Origin of the sequence: Paenactinomyces guangxiensis, from assembly GCF_016055185.1 — a bacterium.
GTDB classification, from domain to species: Bacteria; Bacillota; Bacilli; order Thermoactinomycetales; family Thermoactinomycetaceae; genus Paenactinomyces; species Paenactinomyces guangxiensis.
Genome location: NZ_JAECVR010000002.1, coordinates 232,383 through 250,990, shown reverse-complemented (window position 1 = coordinate 250,990; position 18,608 = coordinate 232,383). Strand labels below are relative to the sequence as shown.

Below are 18,608 nucleotides of genomic sequence, written 5' to 3'. Positions count from 1 at the left end.
TCTTTTTTAGAAACTCAAGAATAAAAACGCTTTTTAAATTTTACCCGGATACTTTTGTTTCTGTCCTTATAGCGGGCACTCTTTTTGTTCTAACTGCTATATAGAACAAACAACTGATGCCCATCAAAGCTCCATCCAAAAGCAGGGCACTTCCCCAGCCGCCCGTATAATCACGCATCGCTCCGGAAATGACCGGTGATAATAAAGCTCCGATTTCGGATATCAGATTTAACATCCCAAACGCCGATCCCCGATGTTCAGGAGGAGCCAAATCGGATGTCATCGCCTGGGCTACGGGCTGTAGGGCAAAGAAGAAGAGACCCGACAAGAATAACAGGATAGACATCACCACAGGATCTTTGTTCCCGGTCATGACATAGACAGCGAAGACAAAGATGAGTACTGTTAAGATAGCGGTTAATCCGATTAAAACATTACGGCGGCCGTTCGTCTTGTGGGCAACCATGTCAGAAATTTTTCCACCAACCGGAAACCCAATCAATCCGGCCAATGCATTAAAAGAAGCAATTAATGCAGCGGACGTTAAAGCTCCTCCTCCAAAATCTTTGACAATCGATACCGACCAGAATCCATAAAACCATAAATGCCATAAAACCGCGATGTATCCGATATAAATGAAGTTCAAGTTCCGGTCCTTAAGAACAGGGCCAACTTCGGATGTTTTCGTTTTATAGACATAGTAGATAAAGACGACGGCAAGTCCGGTGAATATAACTCCAACGATTGCAGGTGTCATCCTGAAATAATCAGTTAGGAAATAAATGGCCATGATCATGACAAAGAATACGGTTGAATACTTTAACAATTTAACAACTGCTTTCCCGAAGGGTTCTGTCTTGTTGACAAAATCAACCGGTCTCATGTATTTATACATAAGTACAGCAGTGATTAGGGTAATCATCCCCATCACAACAAACGGAACTCTCCATGCTTCATTTCCGAATATCGGCTGAAATGCATGAATAAGATACGGAGTGCCGAGCAATGCGACCGTTAAACCGGTGGAAAGACCGGATATTACAATTCCCATACCCAGACCTACTTTGTTGGGAGGAGATACTTGAGCGATCAGGGATCGGTCGTTTGAATAAAACACCCCTTCCCCTAATCCTGTTAATACCCGCAGGGCAATAAAAATGATTAACCCGGTGAACAAACCGGAAATCAGAGTGGCGATACCGGCCCAAACAATGCTTACAATGATTATGGTTCGATAACCGAATTTATCTCCAAAGTATCCTCCGGGGAATTGTGTCAGCATATATCCGGCGAAGAATAAACTGCCCAACAGTCCTCCGAGTGCATGAGGATTTGAGGCAGACTCCAATATAGAGACATTGTTTTCTATCATCCACGTGACGACCGGTCCTGTTAACGTGCGGTCCGCATATGAAACAAACCATCCCAAAAATAGCATCGTCCAAATCGTATGATAACGCTTCCAACCTTTCATATCCGTCTCCCCCTTTGATGAAAAAGGTACTTTGCCAGCTTATCACTGTCTGCTTCCGCCGGTTCTTACCACTCCATGGGCAAACCGACGTAGTTCTCGGCGAGGCTGGTCGATGCCGCTCTTGAGGATGTGACATAATCCAGTTCGGCCAGTTGGAGGCGATGCTCGAACGCGGTGTGGTCATAGTGGCGATGCAACATGGACGTCATGTACCAGGAGAAGCGTTCTGCCTTCCAGACACGCCGGAGACAGGTCGCGGAATAGCTTTCAAGCTGTTCGGTTTGGCCTGACGTGTAAAAGACAGCCAGACCACGTTCCAGAACCCTGACATCCGCGATGGCCAGATTGAGTCCTTTGGCACCAGTCGGCGGGACAATGTGCGCTGCGTCACCGGCCAGGAATAGTCGGCCGTACTGCATCGGATGGCAGACAAAACTGCGCATCCCGATGATGCCCTTCTGAATGATGGGACCCTCGATCAGCTTCCACCCATCATTGGTTTCAAGACGTGCATGGAGTTCCGTCCAGATCCGGTCGTCGGACCAGCTGGCGATGTCATCCCCGGGATCAACCTGAATGTAGAGACGCTGGATCTCGGGCGACCGTGTGCTGAGCAGGGCAAAACCACGCTCGTGGTTCGCGTAGATCAGCTCGGGTGCCGATGGCGGCGCTTCTATAAGAATGCCAAGCCAGCCAAACGGATACACTTTCTGGTATTCCTTGAGGATACTTCCCGGGATAGATGCACGGCTTGGACCGTGGAAGCCGTCACAACCGGCGATAAAGTCACAGGTAATTTCCTGAAGTTCCCCGCTCTTATCCTTACGGAAACGGATTTTCGGTACTGAGGTATCGAGATCGTGCAGGCTCACATCACCAACATTAAATATAATCTCTCCACCCGCCTTGAGCCGGGCGGCAACGAGATCTTTGATTACCTCATGTTGGGCATATACAGTGACATTTTTCCCGCCGGTAAGCTCATGAATATTGATCCGGTGGCCTTTACCATTGAAGCGCAGTTCGATTCCCTGGTGGAAATGCCCCTCACGCATCATCCGCTCGCCAACACCCGCCTCATTCATGAGGTCTACTGTGCCCTGTTCAAGCACACCAGCCCGGATCGTTCCCTCAATTTGGCTGCGGGTGCGGCTCTCAATGATGATCGACTCAATGCCCTGAAGATGGAGAAGGTGCGCGAGCATCAGGCCAGCCGGTCCTGCTCCGATAATTCCAACCTGTGTGTGCATGATCACGTCCCTCCTTTAGCTGGTGATTACATACTTGGAACCTTCTGAAAAAATTGTTAATGAAATAAGTACATAAACTGACGTTATACATCATCCGCCAACTGGCGGAATATGTCTACACACCCGCTTCTCTTGCATATTGGGGTTCAAAAGTCATAACCACATTTGCGCTGCCTGAAGATTGACCATAACCGTAGTAATGGCTTCTATAGCTTCCTTCCAATACACCCAGCAACATTGCCAGATGGCGTCCCCCCGACTCCACTCCTGCCGCTTTGGAATACTGAGGGAGCATTTTCCAGGCTGACTGGAGATCATTGCTGTTTAAATACTGCAAAAATTGCTGATCGAGAGCTTGTTCGGCAATCGTAGGCATTTTTTCGGGTCCCCTGACAAGATTATGAGAAAGAGCACCACTGCTGACAAAGACCACACGCTTGTTGCTTTCACGGAGAACCTTTCCAATCTGCTGTCCCCAGAAATACGTTTCTTCCAGGTTCGCTGCCCAGCAAACGGATAGATCGATGACTGGTATATCCCCTTTTGGTATCAGGTAACGAAGGGGGACTACTGTACCATAATCCCATACATACGTTGGATCGTTTACTTTGACGACAGGAAGACGGGCCTTTTGCCCTGCCTCTACTAACTGGCTTGCCAGTTGTTCATCTCCCGGATAATGATATGGCACGTTAGAAATTAGCTTAGGATCTTCAAAGGCAGTTAAGACCCCTTTGTGTTCGGGTGTGGCATCCACATAATGATAAAAGCTGGACGCCCAATGGCAGGAAATGAGAACAACGGCATCAGGTTTAACGCTTTCAATACTTTTTGCAGCTTGATGCATCCCCTGAACCAACTCTTTTTGAAATTCCGGGGCCTGGTCCTCATGACACATCCGAGGCGTATGGGGTACAAGCATTCCCAATTCAATCGTCATCTTAAGTTCCTCCTCCGCATAATGTTAAAGATTTTTTATCTGCCCGGTTTATCTGATACCGGGGTTCCGCCAATCCCCCAGTGGGTTGTTGGAACCTCCGATACAAGAACACGAACCGTTTCCTCAGGAACATCAAGTGTGGTACAAATAACTTCCGTCACATTAGAAATAACTTCCTTCACTTTCTCTTCAGGTCTTCCCTGTAAAATCTGAATATTCACAATTGGCATGATAACCTCCATAAATCCAAGTTTTTTTATTCTGCGATTTTGAAACCCACTTCTCCCAAACCGTCAAGTCTCGCTGAAACCGTATCCCCGGCCACCAATCTCACAGCACCTGTTACTCCTCCGGTTAAAATGATATCCCCCTCATTTAATTTTTTTCCCTTTCTTGCCAGCATGTTGGCCAGCATGGCAACCGAGTTAGCCGGATGTCCGAGTACGGCAGCCCCTGCACCAAAATCTTTGATATCCCCATTGACCGATAACGTAACACCTACTAAATCAAGTTCTAAATGATCAGCCCGTGTCAGCCGGGAGCCAAACACCACTCTTGAAGATGAAGCATTATCCGCAATGACATCCGGCAAAGTAAATCGAAAATTCTCATAGCGGCTGTCTATAATTTCCAGGGCTGGAACAACATATTCGGTGGCTGCAAGCACTTGAGCGCCAGAAATGCCCGGACCTTCTATTTCTGTTCGCAAAATAAAGGCAATTTCAGCTTCTACTTTAGGGTGGATCAACTCATGCATCGTAATCGTACCTCCATCAGGTACAACCATATAATCAAATATATATCCATAAATAGGTTCTTCCACGTTCATCTGTTTCATTTTAACTTGACTGGTTAAACCCATTTTAGGGCCAACAATCCGATGTCCATGTTGGCGTTTCATGGAAACCAGTTCTTCCTGAACCCGATACGCATCTTCAACGGTCATATCCGGATAATCTGCTGTAATCCGAGTAACTTCCCGCTTTTCTATTTCAGCCCGGTGTAAAAATTCGGCCGTTGCCCTATAGTTGATAACTCCCATTTCTTACACCTTCTCTTTTGCAATTTTCGCTGCTACATCCATGATCATATCTTCTTGGCCACCCACTACCTTCAACTTGCCAAGTTCAATTAAAATATCACGGGAATCAATCCCGAATTTCTTAGCAGCCCGCCGGGCATGAAGCAGAAAACTGGAATAAACTCCGGCATAACCCAAAACAAGACTATCTCTTGTAATCTCTTGCGGCACTGGAAGAATAGGCGCAATCATGTCTTCCGCCAGATCCATCATCTTGTACAGATCCACTCCTGTCTCTATTCCCAGCCGGTCTAAAACGGCTATGAGCACTTCCGTTTGTGTGTTTCCGGCACCGGCACCTAAACAACGAACACTGCCGTCAATCCGTGTCGCTCCCTCCTCAATGGCAACAAGGGTATTAGCCATTGCCAACGATAAGTTGTTATGACCGTGAAATCCGATGTTAACGCTTACATGTTGCCGCAGAGCAGAGATTCTTTCCTTTACTTCATGCGGAAGCAAAGCCCCTGCGGAGTCCACTACATACACCGTGTCTGCTCCATAGCTTTCCATCAGCTTTGCCTGTTCAACGAGCTTTTCCACCGGAGCCATGTGGGCCATCATCAGGAATCCAACTGTTTCCAACCCAAGTTCCTTCGATAAAGCAATATGCTGGGCGGAAACATCCGCTTCTGTCACATGGGTGGCAATTCTCGCCATTTTAGCACCAAGGTTGGCAGCTTGTTTTAATTCTTTCATGGTGCCGATCCCGGGCAGAAGCAATACTGCCACTTTCGCCCGCTCACAAACGGATACCGCCGCTTCGATTAGTTCCTGTTCATCGGTACGGGATAATCCGTACTGCAAGGAGGAACCGGCCAGCCCGTCACCGTGAGACACCTCAATATAGGGTACATGGGCTTCATCTAAAGCTTTCGCCACTTTTAAGACTTGATCTATGGTATATTGGTGGGCAATCGCATGGCTCCCATCCCGCAGGGCCACTTCCGTAATATAGATTTTACGCTTTTTAGTCATAGGGCCGCCCTCCTCTAAACAACTTGCTTAGCCAACTGATACTTAGCGAACTCTTCTGCGACTTTTACGGCAGCGGCGGTCATAATATCAAGATTACCGGAATATTTTGGCAAATAGTCTCCAGCTCCTTCCACTTCCAGGAATACGGTGACTCTGTTTCCGTCAAAGATCGGTTCCGTTCGGAGACGGTATCCAGGAACGTAAGACTGCACAGTTTCTACCATCTCCAGAATCGACTGGGTTACCTTTGCCTCGTCCATGCTTCCTTGTTCAACCAGCGCATGTACTGTGTTTCTCATAAGAATCGGCGGTTCAGCCGGATTCAAAATGATAATGGCCTTCCCTTTTTTGGCGCCACCGATGACTTCAATCCCGCGAGCGGTCGTTTGTGTAAATTCGTCAATATTTGCCCGAGTTCCCGGTCCCGCGCTTTTACTGGATATCGTCGCTACAATTTCGGCATAGCCGACTGGGTTTACCCGATGAATCGCATGGACAATGGGGATGGTCGCCTGTCCGCCGCATGTGATGAGGTTGACGTTTCTTTCCTCCATATGTTCCCCCAGATTGACCGGAGGCACAATCAGGGCTCCAACCGCAGCAGGTGTCAGATCAAGGACTATTTTTCCCGCTTCATCCAGTAACTTCGCGTGACCCATATGCGCTTTGGCAGAGGTAGCATCAAAAACGATATCAGCCAGCTCCGGGCGTTCAAGAAAACCTTTGATCCCGGTATCAATTACCTCATAGCCCTGCGATTTTGCACGCCGCAAACCATCTGACTCAGGATCAATCCCGATCATAGCAGTTAATTGTAAAACGTTTGAGCGCTCCAACTTCATCATTAAATCCGTACCAATATTTCCTGAGCCAAGAATAGCTGCTTTCAGTTTGGACATGGAATGTTCACTCCTTTCTGTCTCCTTGCCTGTCGTCTATCGTGCACTGGCAAACCGAACATTCACTTCTCCCAGATGGGCAAACCGGGCTTGAAAATGATCTCCCGGTTCAGCATTCACGGCAGCGGAAAGGGCGCCTGAAAGAATCACTTCTCCCGCCTTCAAGATAAGGCCGAATTCCGCCATCCTGTTGGCCAGCCAGGCTACGCATACAGCCGGGTGACCCAATGCCGCCGCACCTACCCCCGTGTTCATGATCTCGCCATTTTTGTAAAGGACCATCCCTACCTGTGCAAGATCGAGTTGATCAATGGAAAGTGGTTTTCCACCCAGCACATAAAGACCGGAGGAGGCGTTATCAGCAATCGTATCCTGCAATTTGATTTTCCAGTCTGCTACGCGGCTGTCTACAATCTCCAAAGCAGGAAGCACATAATCTGTGGCTTGCAAAACATCCATCGCCGTCACTTGGGGCCCTTCTAACTCTTTTTTCAATATGAAGGCAATCTCAGCTTCTACTTTTGGTTGAAGAACCCGATCCCACGAGATTTCTCCTCCATTTTCGACGACCATACCATCCAGCAAGTGACCATAATCCGGCTGATCTACACCTAATAATCTCTGCATAGCCAGAGAGGTTAACCCGATCTTCTTTCCTACCACGCGTTGGCCTGCTTCCACTTTCTTTTGAATGGTCAGCAGTTGAACTTGATACGCTTCCTCGACAGTAAGATTCGGATCAACTTCAGTGAGAGGCAAGACTCCGCGGCGCTCGATTTCGGCACGGGCAAGGTGCTCAGAAAATTTGATAGCTTTCTCCCCATGTTCCAGCTTCAAAGCGGCTCCCTCCTACAACTTGATACAAATATTCGTTAATTCGGTGTAGAAATCAAAGCTATGCATCCCGCCTTCACGACCAATGCCGCTTTGCTTCATACCGCCAAACGGCGTACGCAGATCACGTAAAAACCAGGTATTTACCCAGATGATTCCTGCTTCGATTTGTCCGGCCACACGATGGGCACGGCGCAGATCATTGGTCCAGATGGAAGCGCTCAATCCATAATGCGTATCATTGGCCTGTGCAATCACTTCTTCTTCGGAATCAAAAGGCATAACAGTGACAACAGGTCCGAAAATTTCTTCGCGAACGACACGGCAATTGCGGTTTAACCCCACAATGACCGTCGGTTCGAGATAGTATCCCTTGTCCATTCCTTCCGGACGACGGCCACCTGTTAAAATCTGTCCGCCTTCCTCTTGGGCCAGTTGAATATAACTTAGGACCCGTTGGTAATGCTCTGCCCCAATCAGTGCTCCTACCTTTGTTTTCGGATCAAATGGATCACCGACAACCAGTTCTTTCGTCCTTGCCACAAACTTTTGCAGAAACTCTTCATAGACTGGACGCTCTACATAGATGCGCGAACCGCAAAGACAGACTTCCCCCTGGTTAATAAAACTGGATTTAAGAGTGGTTTCAATCACTTCATCCAAGTTGGAATCAGCAAAAATAATATTTGGGTTTTTACCTCCGAGTTCGTAAGAAAGCTTTTTCAATGATTTTGCAGCAGCTGCCATAATCACTTTTCCCGTCGCTGTTTCTCCGGTAAAGGAAATAGCATCCACATCCGGATGTTCCGTCAGGGCTGCGCCGGCAGAATCAGGACCGAAACCATGAACAATGTTGACCACTCCATCAGGCACCCCGGCGTCGCGGCAGATTTCACCTAGCAGGGTAGCCGTTATCGGTGTCAATTCAGCCGGCTTCATCACGACCGTATTCCCGGCTGCCAGGCATGGAGCCAACTTCCAGGTTAACAATAAAAGGGGCAGATTCCAGGGATTAATCAACCCGACGACACCCACAGGACGACGAATCGAATAGTTGATGGCTGTGTCATCCGTCTGGTAAGCCTCTGTCCCCAACGCCCGCAGATAGTCGGCAAAGAAATGAAAATTATAAGCGGAACGCGGAATGTCGACCGTGCTTGAAAGCCAGTATGGTTTTCCGGTATCCAGTGATTCCAGCTTCGCCAACTCATCCTTCCTTTCAAGAATGAGATCTCCGATCCGTCTAATAACGGAAATCCGATCATGGGAAGACATCTTTTTCCAGGGTCCGTCTAATGCCCTTCTTGCTGCCCCCACAGCGAGGTCAATTTCTTCTCTCCCCCCTTCAGACACCCAGCCCAAAATTTCCTGTGTTGCCGGATTGATATTGTCAAATGTCTTTCCATTTTTTGAAGCAATATATTGCCCGTTAATAAAATGCATACAATTAAGTGATTTTACATTGTTTTCTAATGTTGTTTGTCCCTGCATGAACTGACCTCCCCGAATTGGAATACAAAAGATATCCCAATTCGAAAATTTTTCATTCCTCTTATGTTTATAGTAAAACAATATTGTTTACTATACAACACTGCAGTTCTTCTATATGGAACAAAATCGCATTTTTATCTTTTAAAACTGCCCTGATTAATATGATTCATTTTGTTTTAAATTTATGATAAGCTGAATATGTGCATTATAAAGGATCATTGTTCTTATATAAGCAACAAACAGAAGGGGAACTTATATGAAAAATAACCAGGAATATCTCCTTTCTTCGGTAAAAAATGCGCTTCGTCTTTTGCGAACCTTTACCATGGATGAGCCGGAGAAAAAAGTAACCGAGTTGGCCGTTTCACTGGGACTGGGGAAAAGTACGGTCAGCCGTTTGCTTGCCACTCTTGCCAGCGAGGGATTTGTAATAAAAGATCCTGAGACACAAAAATATCGTTTAGGCTTGTCGATTCTTCATTTAAATACTGTTTTGACTTCAAACCTCGAAATTAATCGGGAGTCAGATCCCATTCTTCAAAGACTGGTCCAGGAAATCGGAGAGACTGCACATATTGCTGTTCTGGAAGGAATGGATGTTGTCTATCTCAATCAGGTTGAATGCAAACACCCTGTAAAAATTTTATCTCATATCGGAAGAAGAAACCCCGCTCACTGTACAAGCTCCGGGAAAGTGCTTCTTGCAAATTCAGAGGAAAAAGTCATCGATCAATATATTGAAAAGGGACTGCAAAAATATACAGCACACACCATAACCAGCAGCGATGACTTTCGGGCCGCACTAAAGTCTGTCAAGGAACAGGAATATGCCATCAGCATCGAGGAAATTCTTGAAGGGGTCGCATCGATTGCAGCACCGATCCGGGACTATACAGGCAAAGTGGTTTATGCGATCACGGTGATCGGTCCCGTCCATCGCATGAATCCACACAATATTTCCATTATTAATAAAGTAAAAAATGCTGCCAAAGAAATTTCGGATCGATTAGGTTACTGGAAGAATGGATCCATTTGATAAAAAAAGCAGGAGCGTGGTTGATTTGTTCGATCTGCATACTCACTTTATTCCACCTGAAGTGTTGCTTTGGCTTAAGGATAACCAAAATGTAGTTGACGCCAAATGGGAGCAGAAAGGACCTGATCGGGCAGAATTTCTCATTGTGAATAACAAATGGGGATTTGAACTGAAAGAGTCGTTTATCAATCCTGCATTATACCTGCTGGAGCAAGAAAAAGCCGGGGTTTCTCACTCCGTTGTTTCACCCGTACCACAACTTTTTTTGTATGATTTTCCTGAACAAATTACGGCTGAACTCTCATCCGTTTACAATCGTGCACTGGCCAGTTGGGTTCGGGAACATAAAAAACGGCTGTCTGCATTCGCTACGATTCCTTTAAATAGTCCCGTTCGTGCAGCGAACGAATTAAAAAGTGCAATGGGACTGGGATTAAGGGGGGCCATCATCGGTCCCGGATTATCGAAAGTGATGTTAACAGACGAGTTCTTTAACCCTTTTTGGGAAGAAGCCAATCATCAGAAAGCGATTATTTTTATACATCCCTTACTTTGTGAAGATCCCCGGTTAAAACAAAGAATGATGCCCAACCTCATCGGTGTTCCCTGGGAAACAACGATTTGTGCTGCGGATTTACTGTTAAGCGGTTTACTGGACAAATACCCGGATGTGAAAGTTCTGCTCGCCCATGGAGGCGGCTTTCTCCCTTATCAAATTGGACGGTTAAATAAAGGATATGAACAATGGACAGGCGTTTCCGCTTCTTTACAGGCTCCTCCCGCCGATTATTTGCGGCGCTTTTGGTTTGACTCCGTACTTTGGACCCCTGCAAGTTTGCGTTATCTGGCAGAAGTTGTGGGAGAGGACAAAATTGTTCCCGGTTCAGATTTTCCGTTTGATCTTTGCGCCTGGCCTCCTGCAACCTATAATGAAAGTGGTGTCCGCTCTCTCCTGAACGAAGGATCATAGTGACACTCCACACAGCTGAAGCCGCCTCTCCCGTATGCTCAAAAACAGGGAATATCCGGTGCCCACGACCAATCGGAATTGCCCGAGGTATTAGAGGTACGCCAGGTGGCTAAACGAAACAGTCTTGGCAATGTAATGGCTCCGTTCAAATCAGCATGACAGGTATATCGCACTGTCTGCATTTGAACCGGAGCCCTTTTCTGTTTGCCTCCCCACTATGTCTGCATTTGCAAATCTGACTGGTATAGTCTGGTTTCACCTTTTTTAAAGCGAATCGGCAACTGACTTTACATGTAAAGAACTCTTCACAACCGAATTCAGTTATATCCTCAACTCGGAAACCTTAAGTTGCATTGGTCTGGGGTTTTTCATTTTTTGTCAAAAAAAAATACTTGCGCTCTACCTTAATTATAATTATTATTAAATGAGATTAATAATCAACATATAATTATTATAAGGAGTTGTGGATCAATGGATCAAAACCGCTTGACGACCAACCAGGGTGCACCAGTGGGAGATAATCAAAATTCCCGCACGGCGGGTCGAAGAGGGCCTACGTTATTGGAAGACTACCATTTACTCGAAAAATTAGCCCACTTTGACCGCGAACGTGTTCCGGAACGGGTGGTTCATGCACGCGGGGCCGGCGCCCATGGCGTGTTTAAAGTGACCAACAGCATGAAAGCATATACGAAGGCGGCATTTTTGCAGGAAGCAGGAAAAGAAACCCCCGTATTTGTCCGCTTTTCCACCGTGATCCACGGGACAGGTTCACCCGAAACCGCCCGCGACCCGCGCGGTTTTGCAACCAAATTCTATACAGAAGAAGGAAACTACGATATCGTCGGGAACCACTTGCCCGTTTTCTTCATCCGTGATGCCATCAAATTCCCGGACATGGTTCACTCTTTAAAACCGGCTCCCGATACCAATATTCAAGATCCTGACCGCTATTGGGACTTCATGACGCTAACACCTGAATCCACCCATATGATGACCTGGGTGTTCTCCGACTACGGCACCCCCGCCAATTACCGGCAAATGGAAGGCTTCAGCGTTCACGCCTTCAAATGGGTGAACGCGGAGGGGAAAGTTGTTTATGTTAAATATCATTGGAAACCGCTGCAAGGGGTAAGAAACTTCACTGCCGAAGAGGCCCGTGAAGTGCAAGGAAAAGACTTTAATCATGCGACCAGGGACTTGTATGAACAGATCGCCAAGGGAAATTTTCCCGAATGGGACCTGTATGTGCAGATTCTTCCGCCTGAAGATATGGATAATTTTGAATTTGATCCGCTCGATCCCACCAAGGTTTGGCCGGAAGATATCTATCCTTTGCAACTGGTCGGCCGCATGACACTTAATCGCAATCCGCAAAATTACTTTGCGGAGGTGGAACAGTCCGCCTTTTCTCCAAGCGCACTGGTTCCCGGCATTGAACCTTCCGAAGATAAGCTGCTGCAAGGGCGTCTGTTCTCTTATCCGGATACCCAGCGCCACCGGATCGGGCCGAACTACTTAAATCTGCCGATCAATTGCCCATATGCCAAAGTGAATAATTATCAAGTGGATGGCAACATGCAGACCCGTACCAACATCAGTCCGGTCAATTACGAGCCCAACCGCTATGAGGATCGCCCCAAAGCTGATCCCGCTTATCTGGAAAGCGAAACCCCGCTGGAAGGTGCAGCCGGCCGCCAGAAAATCTTTAAAACGCTGGATTTTCAGCAAGCCGGGGAACGTTATCGGGCTTTTACGGAAGCAGAGCGTAATAATCTAATTAAAAATCTGGTGAATGACTTATCCCAGGTAAACGAACATACACAAAAACTGGCTATTTGTAACTTTTATCGGGCCGACAAAGAGTATGGCGAACGCCTGGCCAAAGGGTTGAACATTGATTTGAGCGCTTTTGTGAAATAAGAACAGCAAGAATGACGGGGCCGACCGCTGATCCGGGAAGGATTGGCGGTTGGCCGACATGATGTAGCCCTTGGCAAAGGGGGAGATGAGCATCAAGAATCATCATCACGTCGATGCGATCGAAACGCTCAAACGAATGGGTGTAAGGATCACTCCGCAACGGAACGCCATTCTTTCCTATTTGCTGTCATCGACACATCATCCCACCGCACACGATATCTATGAAGCACTAAAAGATGATTACCCCAACATGAGCGCAACAACGATCTACAACAACCTGCGCCTGTTCAAACAGGCAAATATTATAAGAGTAACCTACAGTGCTGCGTCCAGCCGGTTTGATGCCAACCTGATGGAACACGACCATGTGATTTGCCGTCGTTGCGGCAGTATCACCGATTTTCGCTGTCCACTGCTTCCTATGGCAGAGAGTGAAATTATTCAGGCAACCGGGTATAGCATCGAATCGCATCGCCTGGAGATATACGGCCTCTGTCCCTCCTGTCAGACAGAGGAACCTTGACAGCTTCTTGTCTTAAACACACCTGTATACTTTACTGTTCATTGCTAAACACTATGGTCATCATCACTATCATTGAAAGAAGGTATAGTAGTGAGAGATAAGACCCCGGCTGAACCGATCGTTGTTCCTGCTATCATCAACGGAAAAAAGGTAAAGACAGAAAAACAATATCCACGGGAAAATCCAACAAATCCTAAAGAAATAGTCGGCTATGCACCAGTCAATACGCGGGAAGACGCAGTAAAAGCGATTGATGCTGCATCTGAGGCGTTTTCAACCTGGAAATGGACCCCTGTTGAGGAACGCATTGAACGGATGCGCCGTGCTATTGAAAAGTTGAAAGCGGCCACTCCGGAATTATCCCGGCTGCTCTCCCTTGAACACGGTAAGCCGCTTTATGATTCAGAGGGCGAAATCGCCGTATCTCTGATGTGGATGGAGTTTGCTGCCAATAACGTAAAGGAAGTGATTCAAGAGAAGGTAAAGGAGCATGAGAAGGGCAAGACAATTATCACTTATGATCCGGTAGGGGTTGTCTCCGCCATTATCCCCTGGAATTACCCCATTTCTCTTTCCACCATTAAGATTGCCCCTGCACTTCTGTCGGGTAATACGATGGTGCTGAAACCAAGCCCGTTTGCTCCCCTTGCTGTCAGTAAGGTAGTAGAAATCATCTCCTCCGAGTTCCCGCCGGGGGTGCTTAACATGGTTCATGGTGAAGAAGATGTCGGAGTAGAGCTGACATCCAACCCCAAAGTAGCGAAAATTGCCTTTACTGGCGGAACCAGGACAGCGAAGCATATTATGAAAGCAGCTGCGGAGACGATTAAAAAAATGACATTAGAGCTTGGGGGCAATGATGCAGCCATCATTCTTGACGGGTTTGACGTAAATGATGAGCGTGCCATGCGCCGTCTCGTGATCTCCAACTTTCTCACAGCAGGCCAAATTTGCATGATTGCCAAACGGGTCTATGTTCATCGCTCTATCTATGATGACTTTGTTAAAAAATATATGGAGGCGGCCAACAAGTGGATTCGCGTCGGTGATCCGTTTAATCCGGACGTAACCATCGGCCCTGTAAACAATTTAAACCAACTCAAGTATGTGAAGAGTCTCATAGACGATGCCAGGAGTCGCGGAGCAGAGGTAATCCCATTGGGACGGGTTCTTGACCCCGATCTGTTTGAACAGGGTTACTACTTGCAACCTACTTTAGTGTTAGGTTGTGACTATCACGATCCGATTGTAGTGGAGGAACAGTTTGGCCCAACAGTGCCCATTTTACCGTATGATGATGAGGAACAGGTAATTAAGCTTCATAATGAAAGCATTTACGGCCTTACCAGCTCTGTTTGGGGTCAAGAGGAACACGCGGTTCGGGTTGCTCATCGAATCGAGGCGGGTACGACAATGATTAATACGGCTGCCATTCAAGGCCTTGATGTACGATTTCCATTCGGCGGGGTCAAACAATCCGGGGTTGGACGGGAATACGGCGTTGAAGGTATATTGTCCTACACGGAAACCCACGTCATTAATATCCCTAAGGACCTTGACCTGCCTTACATACCTGAGTAGACTATACACTCTTAAAAGTCCTCTTACAGCAGACTTCGCACCGGGGTTCTCAGGTAGATAGCAACTCAATCCATTTCAGCTTCGTGCAACTCCAAGCTAAGGGCTATCTGACCAGTCCATCCCGCAGTTCTGCTCATGCTGTATGTACCTGCATCTGTGGAACGTCTCCTGCCAGCTTTTGGCTCCATGTCACTCATTCTCATGATTTTACCCGGTCAATTTATATATAGCCAGAAAAAATTTAATCAGCATGAAATGCGTTTGACGACGCTTCATAAGAAGCATCGTGTCAAATGCAAGTCATGCTGTTTTTTTGCTGTGGATTAATTTAAAGAAATTGGTGTTTGGCGATTACGCAATCGCCTTCGTTTATTTTTAACGCGTCAGATATAACCAGCAAAGTTTTTTGAATATTCCATACAGTCCGCATGAAGTCTTAAGACAATCACATGATCAGAATCAAAAATAAGCTTGATGGTAAAAATAAGATTACTATGTAGAAAAAGGAGTTTTTACCATGGCTACACTGATAATTGTTATTGTATTTGCTTTATTTCTAGCGGCTATTTTTACGGGTGGATATACGAAAGATTTACAGGAACGAGCGAATCAAACGAAAGTCTGGGATTGGATTACTACCGTGGATCATAAAAAAATAGGAATTCTCTATTTCATGGCGGGGTTCTTTTTTTTCCTGTTAGCTGGATTGGAAGCATTCCTGATGCGATTACAATTGGTTGTACCAGCGAACGATTTTATTATTGGCGACCCTTATAACCAACTATTGACCATGCACGGGACGACGATGATGTTTTTGGCTGCTCCACCTATGATTCTTGGTTTATTCAATTTTATTGTTCCACTTCAGATTGGAGCCCGAGATGTGGCATTCCCTTTTCTAAACGCGTTAGGTTTTTGGTTATTTTTGTTTGGTGGAATTCTTATCAATTTAGGATGGGTTTTTGGAGGAGTTGCTGACGCGGGATGGACTTCCTATCCTTCTCTTTCTTTGCAACAATATAGTCCGGGTCCGGGTATCGATTATTATACACTGGGGCTTCAGATATCGGGAATTGGAACACTGGTGGGAGGAATAAACTTTATTGTCACAATCATTAACATGCGTACACCGGGGATGTCCTTTTTGAGAATGCCCCTTTTTACCTGGACAGCTTTTGTTACTTCGGGTCTCATTTTATTTGCTTTTCCTGCCCTAACTGTAGGTTTGCTGCTGTTGATGTTTGATCGAATGTTTGGATCCCATTTCTTTGATTTTACAATGGGGGGACAGACGATTATTTGGGAACACATATTCTGGATTTTTGGTCATCCGGAAGTATATATATTAATTCTCCCGGCTTTTGGAGTTATGTCTGATGTCTTTAGTACCTTCTCCAAAAAACGTTTATTTGGATATACTTCTATGGTCTTTGCAACTGTACTTATTGGGTTCTTAGGATTCATGGTTTGGGTTCATCACATGTTTACTGTAGGTCTTGGACCTGTATCAAACACCGTATTCGGACTGGCGAGTATGGCCATTGCCGTCCCAACGGGGATCAAGGTTTTTAACTGGTTGTTTACGATGTGGGGTGGGGAAATTCATTTCAAGACACCCATGCTTTTTGCTGTAGGTTTTATACCTACCTTTGTCATCGGAGGGGTGACAGGAGTCATGGTTGCTCTTCCAGCCGCGGATTACCAGTATCATGATAACTACTTTGTTGTTGCACACTTTCATTATGTTCTGGTAGGGGGAACCATTTTAGGCATCTTTGCCGGCATTTATTACTGGTGGCCGAAAATGTTTGGAAAGATGTTGAGTGAGAAGTTAGGTAAAATTCATTTTTGGACATTTATTATCGGAATGCATTTGACTTTCTTTCCTCAACACTTCTTGGGACTATTCGGCATGCCACGCCGGGTCTTTACCTATAATGAAGGAGCCCTTGCTCCGCTTAATTTGGTCAGTACCATTGGAACAATTGGTATGATTATTGGTTCTCTCGCCCTCATCTACAACATGTATCAGACATTCCGAAAAGGGGCTCCGGCATCAGCCGACCCATGGAATGGGCGTTCCCTTGAATGGTCGATTCCTTCTCCACCACCTGTGTATAATTTTGCCCAATTACCGCGTGTACGAGGATTTGATGCCTTTTGGTTAGAGAAACAGGAAGGGAAGAAAGAAATGACCCCAGCGGAACCTCTGGGGTCCATTCATATGCCATCCCCTTCGGTGTTACCTTTCTTGATGTCCCTGGGAATGTTTCTTGCGGGGCTTGGATTCATCGTAAGGGACACTTATCTAGCGGGGTTCTTAGGTTTACTATTCGTAGTCATCCTTATGTTTGTTCGTTCATTTCAGCATGACCCCGGTTACCACATTGATCTCAATAAAATGGACCATAACGTCTGAAATCTACAATTAGAAACAACAACTCATATAACGACGTGGAGGTTGAAAGATGCTTACTCGTTCAAACATTTTTTACTTTATTATTATCATCCATCTAGCAATTACCGCTGTCCTAACCCAAAGTATCTGGTCTTCACTGAAATCGCTCAATCAATATTGTGTCGTGAAGGGGGTCATCACAGACGAAAAAGCCCAACCGGTCAATCATGTTTGGGTTGACCCCGTCCCTCACAACAAAGCAGTACGAGTCAGGGATCTGTTTAATTTTAGTGATGACCTGGGCCGGTGGAAATGGATCCTGCCACCAGGTAAATACGACTTTAAATTAAAAAAAGCCGGCTATGATTCATTTACTATAAAATCAGTCGAAGTAAAGCCGGGAAAATCCATTACATTGAAAAACATGCTAACAAGCAGTCAATAATTTGAATGGTAATTATACGGGTGACTAATACGCTTTCTAGCTTTTTTGAAATAGTTTGTAGAATCGGGATAAAAATGGCTAGGTGATAGCCGGTCCCTAGCCTTGGCAGTTTAAAATTTGCAGGTGTTTTGTAGAAGCTTCTGGTGGTAGAACAGGGTCTACGGAGATCGTTGAGGTGAATCGAAGGGTATACTCCGTTTAAGTCATTATCTTCCAGAATATTGTTGTGGAGACCGATCAGGTTGTGATGAGCGTAACATCATCTGTTGTGCCAGCTGTTCCTGTACAGATGTTGGCTGGTATGTTTGTTGAGGTTGAGTCATTTTACGAATGGATTCTTCCACAACTGTTAATCGGCCTTTTAATGAACTTAACTCTTCATACAATTTACTAATATCCTTTAACACTTCTCTTTCAGTCATAAAAATCACTCCTCGTTAATAAGGGAATCATTAAATAGTTTAATCAACAGATTGATAAATTAATCCCTTATACAAACCCCTGTTTAAATGGGTTTGCTAATAACCAGGGAATATTTAGTGACTGGATGAATTTTCCTTTTAACTGACTATAAAGCGCTCGGATTCGGAGTTTTCCGAATAACGATCGCATGGTCCCAGATTGTTCTGACAGTAAGTACTTATACATAGCTGTTTATTTAAAAATCTTCATCTCTTACTTGATCAAGACCATGCGAATCTCCCTCTGCAGGAATCCTTTGAGTCTGAATGCATTTTCGGAAAAAGCATGAATAACAAAGCAAAAAAAGAGAAAACTAATCCAGA

18 protein-coding genes are annotated in these 18,608 nt (G+C 45.8%); 7 read left to right on the top strand and 11 right to left on the bottom strand.

The genetic code is table 11. From position 1 onward, the window contains the following. Positions 1–40: 40 nt before the first annotated feature. The 9 genes from I8U27_RS04380 to I8U27_RS04340 all read right to left on the bottom strand — a co-directional run bounded on the left by I8U27_RS04380 (position 41) and on the right by I8U27_RS04340 (position 8,947). Complete coding sequence (locus tag I8U27_RS04380; RefSeq protein ID WP_181750783.1) at positions 41–1,474, bottom strand: MFS transporter; 1,434 nt, start codon at positions 1,472–1,474, stop codon at positions 41–43. Between the two features lie 65 nt (positions 1,475–1,539). Beyond that, positions 1,540–2,724, bottom strand: coding sequence for a 4-hydroxybenzoate 3-monooxygenase (gene pobA, locus I8U27_RS04375; RefSeq protein ID WP_181750782.1), 1,185 nt, complete (start codon positions 2,722–2,724; stop codon positions 1,540–1,542). A gap of 115 nt (positions 2,725–2,839) precedes the next feature. Continuing rightward, complete coding sequence (locus I8U27_RS04370) at positions 2,840–3,664, bottom strand: DODA-type extradiol aromatic ring-opening family dioxygenase (protein WP_181750781.1); 825 nt, start codon at positions 3,662–3,664, stop codon at positions 2,840–2,842. A 35-nt stretch (positions 3,665–3,699) separates the two neighbouring features. After that, positions 3,700–3,894, bottom strand: coding sequence for a 4-oxalocrotonate tautomerase (locus I8U27_RS04365; RefSeq protein ID WP_181750780.1), 195 nt, complete (start codon positions 3,892–3,894; stop codon positions 3,700–3,702). A gap of 26 nt (positions 3,895–3,920) precedes the next feature. Next, a complete protein-coding gene (locus tag I8U27_RS04360) occupies positions 3,921–4,706 on the bottom strand; it encodes a 2-keto-4-pentenoate hydratase (protein ID WP_181750779.1) in 786 nt (261 codons plus the stop codon). A 3-nt stretch (positions 4,707–4,709) separates the two neighbouring features. Further along, entirely contained in the window at positions 4,710–5,723 is a 1,014-nt protein-coding gene (gene dmpG / locus I8U27_RS04355) for a 4-hydroxy-2-oxovalerate aldolase (protein ID WP_181750778.1), read from the bottom strand. Between the two features lie 14 nt (positions 5,724–5,737). Then, positions 5,738–6,622 (bottom strand): acetaldehyde dehydrogenase (acetylating), encoded by an 885-nt coding sequence (locus I8U27_RS04350; protein ID WP_181750777.1) that lies wholly within the window; start codon positions 6,620–6,622, stop codon positions 5,738–5,740. 36 nt (positions 6,623–6,658) lie between these two features. Further along, a complete protein-coding gene (locus I8U27_RS04345) occupies positions 6,659–7,459 on the bottom strand; it encodes a 2-keto-4-pentenoate hydratase (protein ID WP_232345238.1) in 801 nt (266 codons plus the stop codon). Positions 7,460–7,471: 12 nt separating this feature from the next. Beyond that, entirely contained in the window at positions 7,472–8,947 is a 1,476-nt protein-coding gene (locus I8U27_RS04340; RefSeq protein WP_181750776.1) for an aldehyde dehydrogenase, read from the bottom strand. Between the two features lie 256 nt (positions 8,948–9,203). Between I8U27_RS04340 and I8U27_RS04335 the strand changes: the two genes are divergently transcribed. Continuing rightward, the gene (locus tag I8U27_RS04335) at positions 9,204–9,983 is read left to right on the top strand and encodes an IclR family transcriptional regulator (RefSeq protein ID WP_181750775.1); all 780 of its coding nucleotides are present in this window, start codon (positions 9,204–9,206) and stop codon (positions 9,981–9,983) included. A gap of 25 nt (positions 9,984–10,008) precedes the next feature. Further along, positions 10,009–10,953 (top strand): amidohydrolase family protein, encoded by a 945-nt coding sequence (locus I8U27_RS04330; RefSeq protein WP_181750774.1) that lies wholly within the window; start codon positions 10,009–10,011, stop codon positions 10,951–10,953. 38 nt (positions 10,954–10,991) lie between these two features. On the opposite strand, the gene I8U27_RS04325 is transcribed toward I8U27_RS04330, so the two are convergent. Beyond that, positions 10,992–11,135: a hypothetical protein gene (locus I8U27_RS04325; protein ID WP_181750773.1), complete on the bottom strand. Its 144-nt coding sequence runs from the start codon at positions 11,133–11,135 to the stop codon at positions 10,992–10,994. Positions 11,136–11,424: 289 nt separating this feature from the next. On the opposite strand from I8U27_RS04325, the gene I8U27_RS04320 reads away from it, so the two are divergent. From I8U27_RS04320 to I8U27_RS04300, 5 genes are all read left to right on the top strand, one after another. Next, the gene (locus I8U27_RS04320) at positions 11,425–12,876 is read left to right on the top strand and encodes a catalase (protein WP_181750772.1); all 1,452 of its coding nucleotides are present in this window, start codon (positions 11,425–11,427) and stop codon (positions 12,874–12,876) included. Positions 12,877–12,961: 85 nt separating this feature from the next. Further along, the gene (locus I8U27_RS04315; protein WP_181750771.1) at positions 12,962–13,399 is read left to right on the top strand and encodes a Fur family transcriptional regulator; all 438 of its coding nucleotides are present in this window, start codon (positions 12,962–12,964) and stop codon (positions 13,397–13,399) included. 90 nt (positions 13,400–13,489) lie between these two features. Continuing rightward, positions 13,490–14,980 carry an aldehyde dehydrogenase family protein gene (locus I8U27_RS04310; protein ID WP_181750770.1) on the top strand — a complete coding sequence of 497 codons (1,491 nt, stop codon included), beginning with the start codon at positions 13,490–13,492 and terminating at the stop codon, positions 14,978–14,980. 517 nt (positions 14,981–15,497) lie between these two features. Then, complete coding sequence (gene ctaD, locus I8U27_RS04305) at positions 15,498–17,399, top strand: cytochrome c oxidase subunit I (RefSeq protein WP_181750769.1); 1,902 nt, start codon at positions 15,498–15,500, stop codon at positions 17,397–17,399. A gap of 49 nt (positions 17,400–17,448) precedes the next feature. Next, on the top strand, positions 17,449–17,823 hold the full coding sequence (locus I8U27_RS04300; RefSeq protein ID WP_181750768.1) for a carboxypeptidase-like regulatory domain-containing protein: 375 nt from the start codon (positions 17,449–17,451) through the stop codon (positions 17,821–17,823). Between the two features lie 206 nt (positions 17,824–18,029). Here I8U27_RS04300 and I8U27_RS04295 read toward each other — a convergent pair whose 3' ends face one another. Next, on the bottom strand, positions 18,030–18,245 hold the full coding sequence (locus I8U27_RS04295; RefSeq protein WP_181750767.1) for a hypothetical protein: 216 nt from the start codon (positions 18,243–18,245) through the stop codon (positions 18,030–18,032). Between the last annotated feature and the right edge of the window lie 363 nt (positions 18,246–18,608).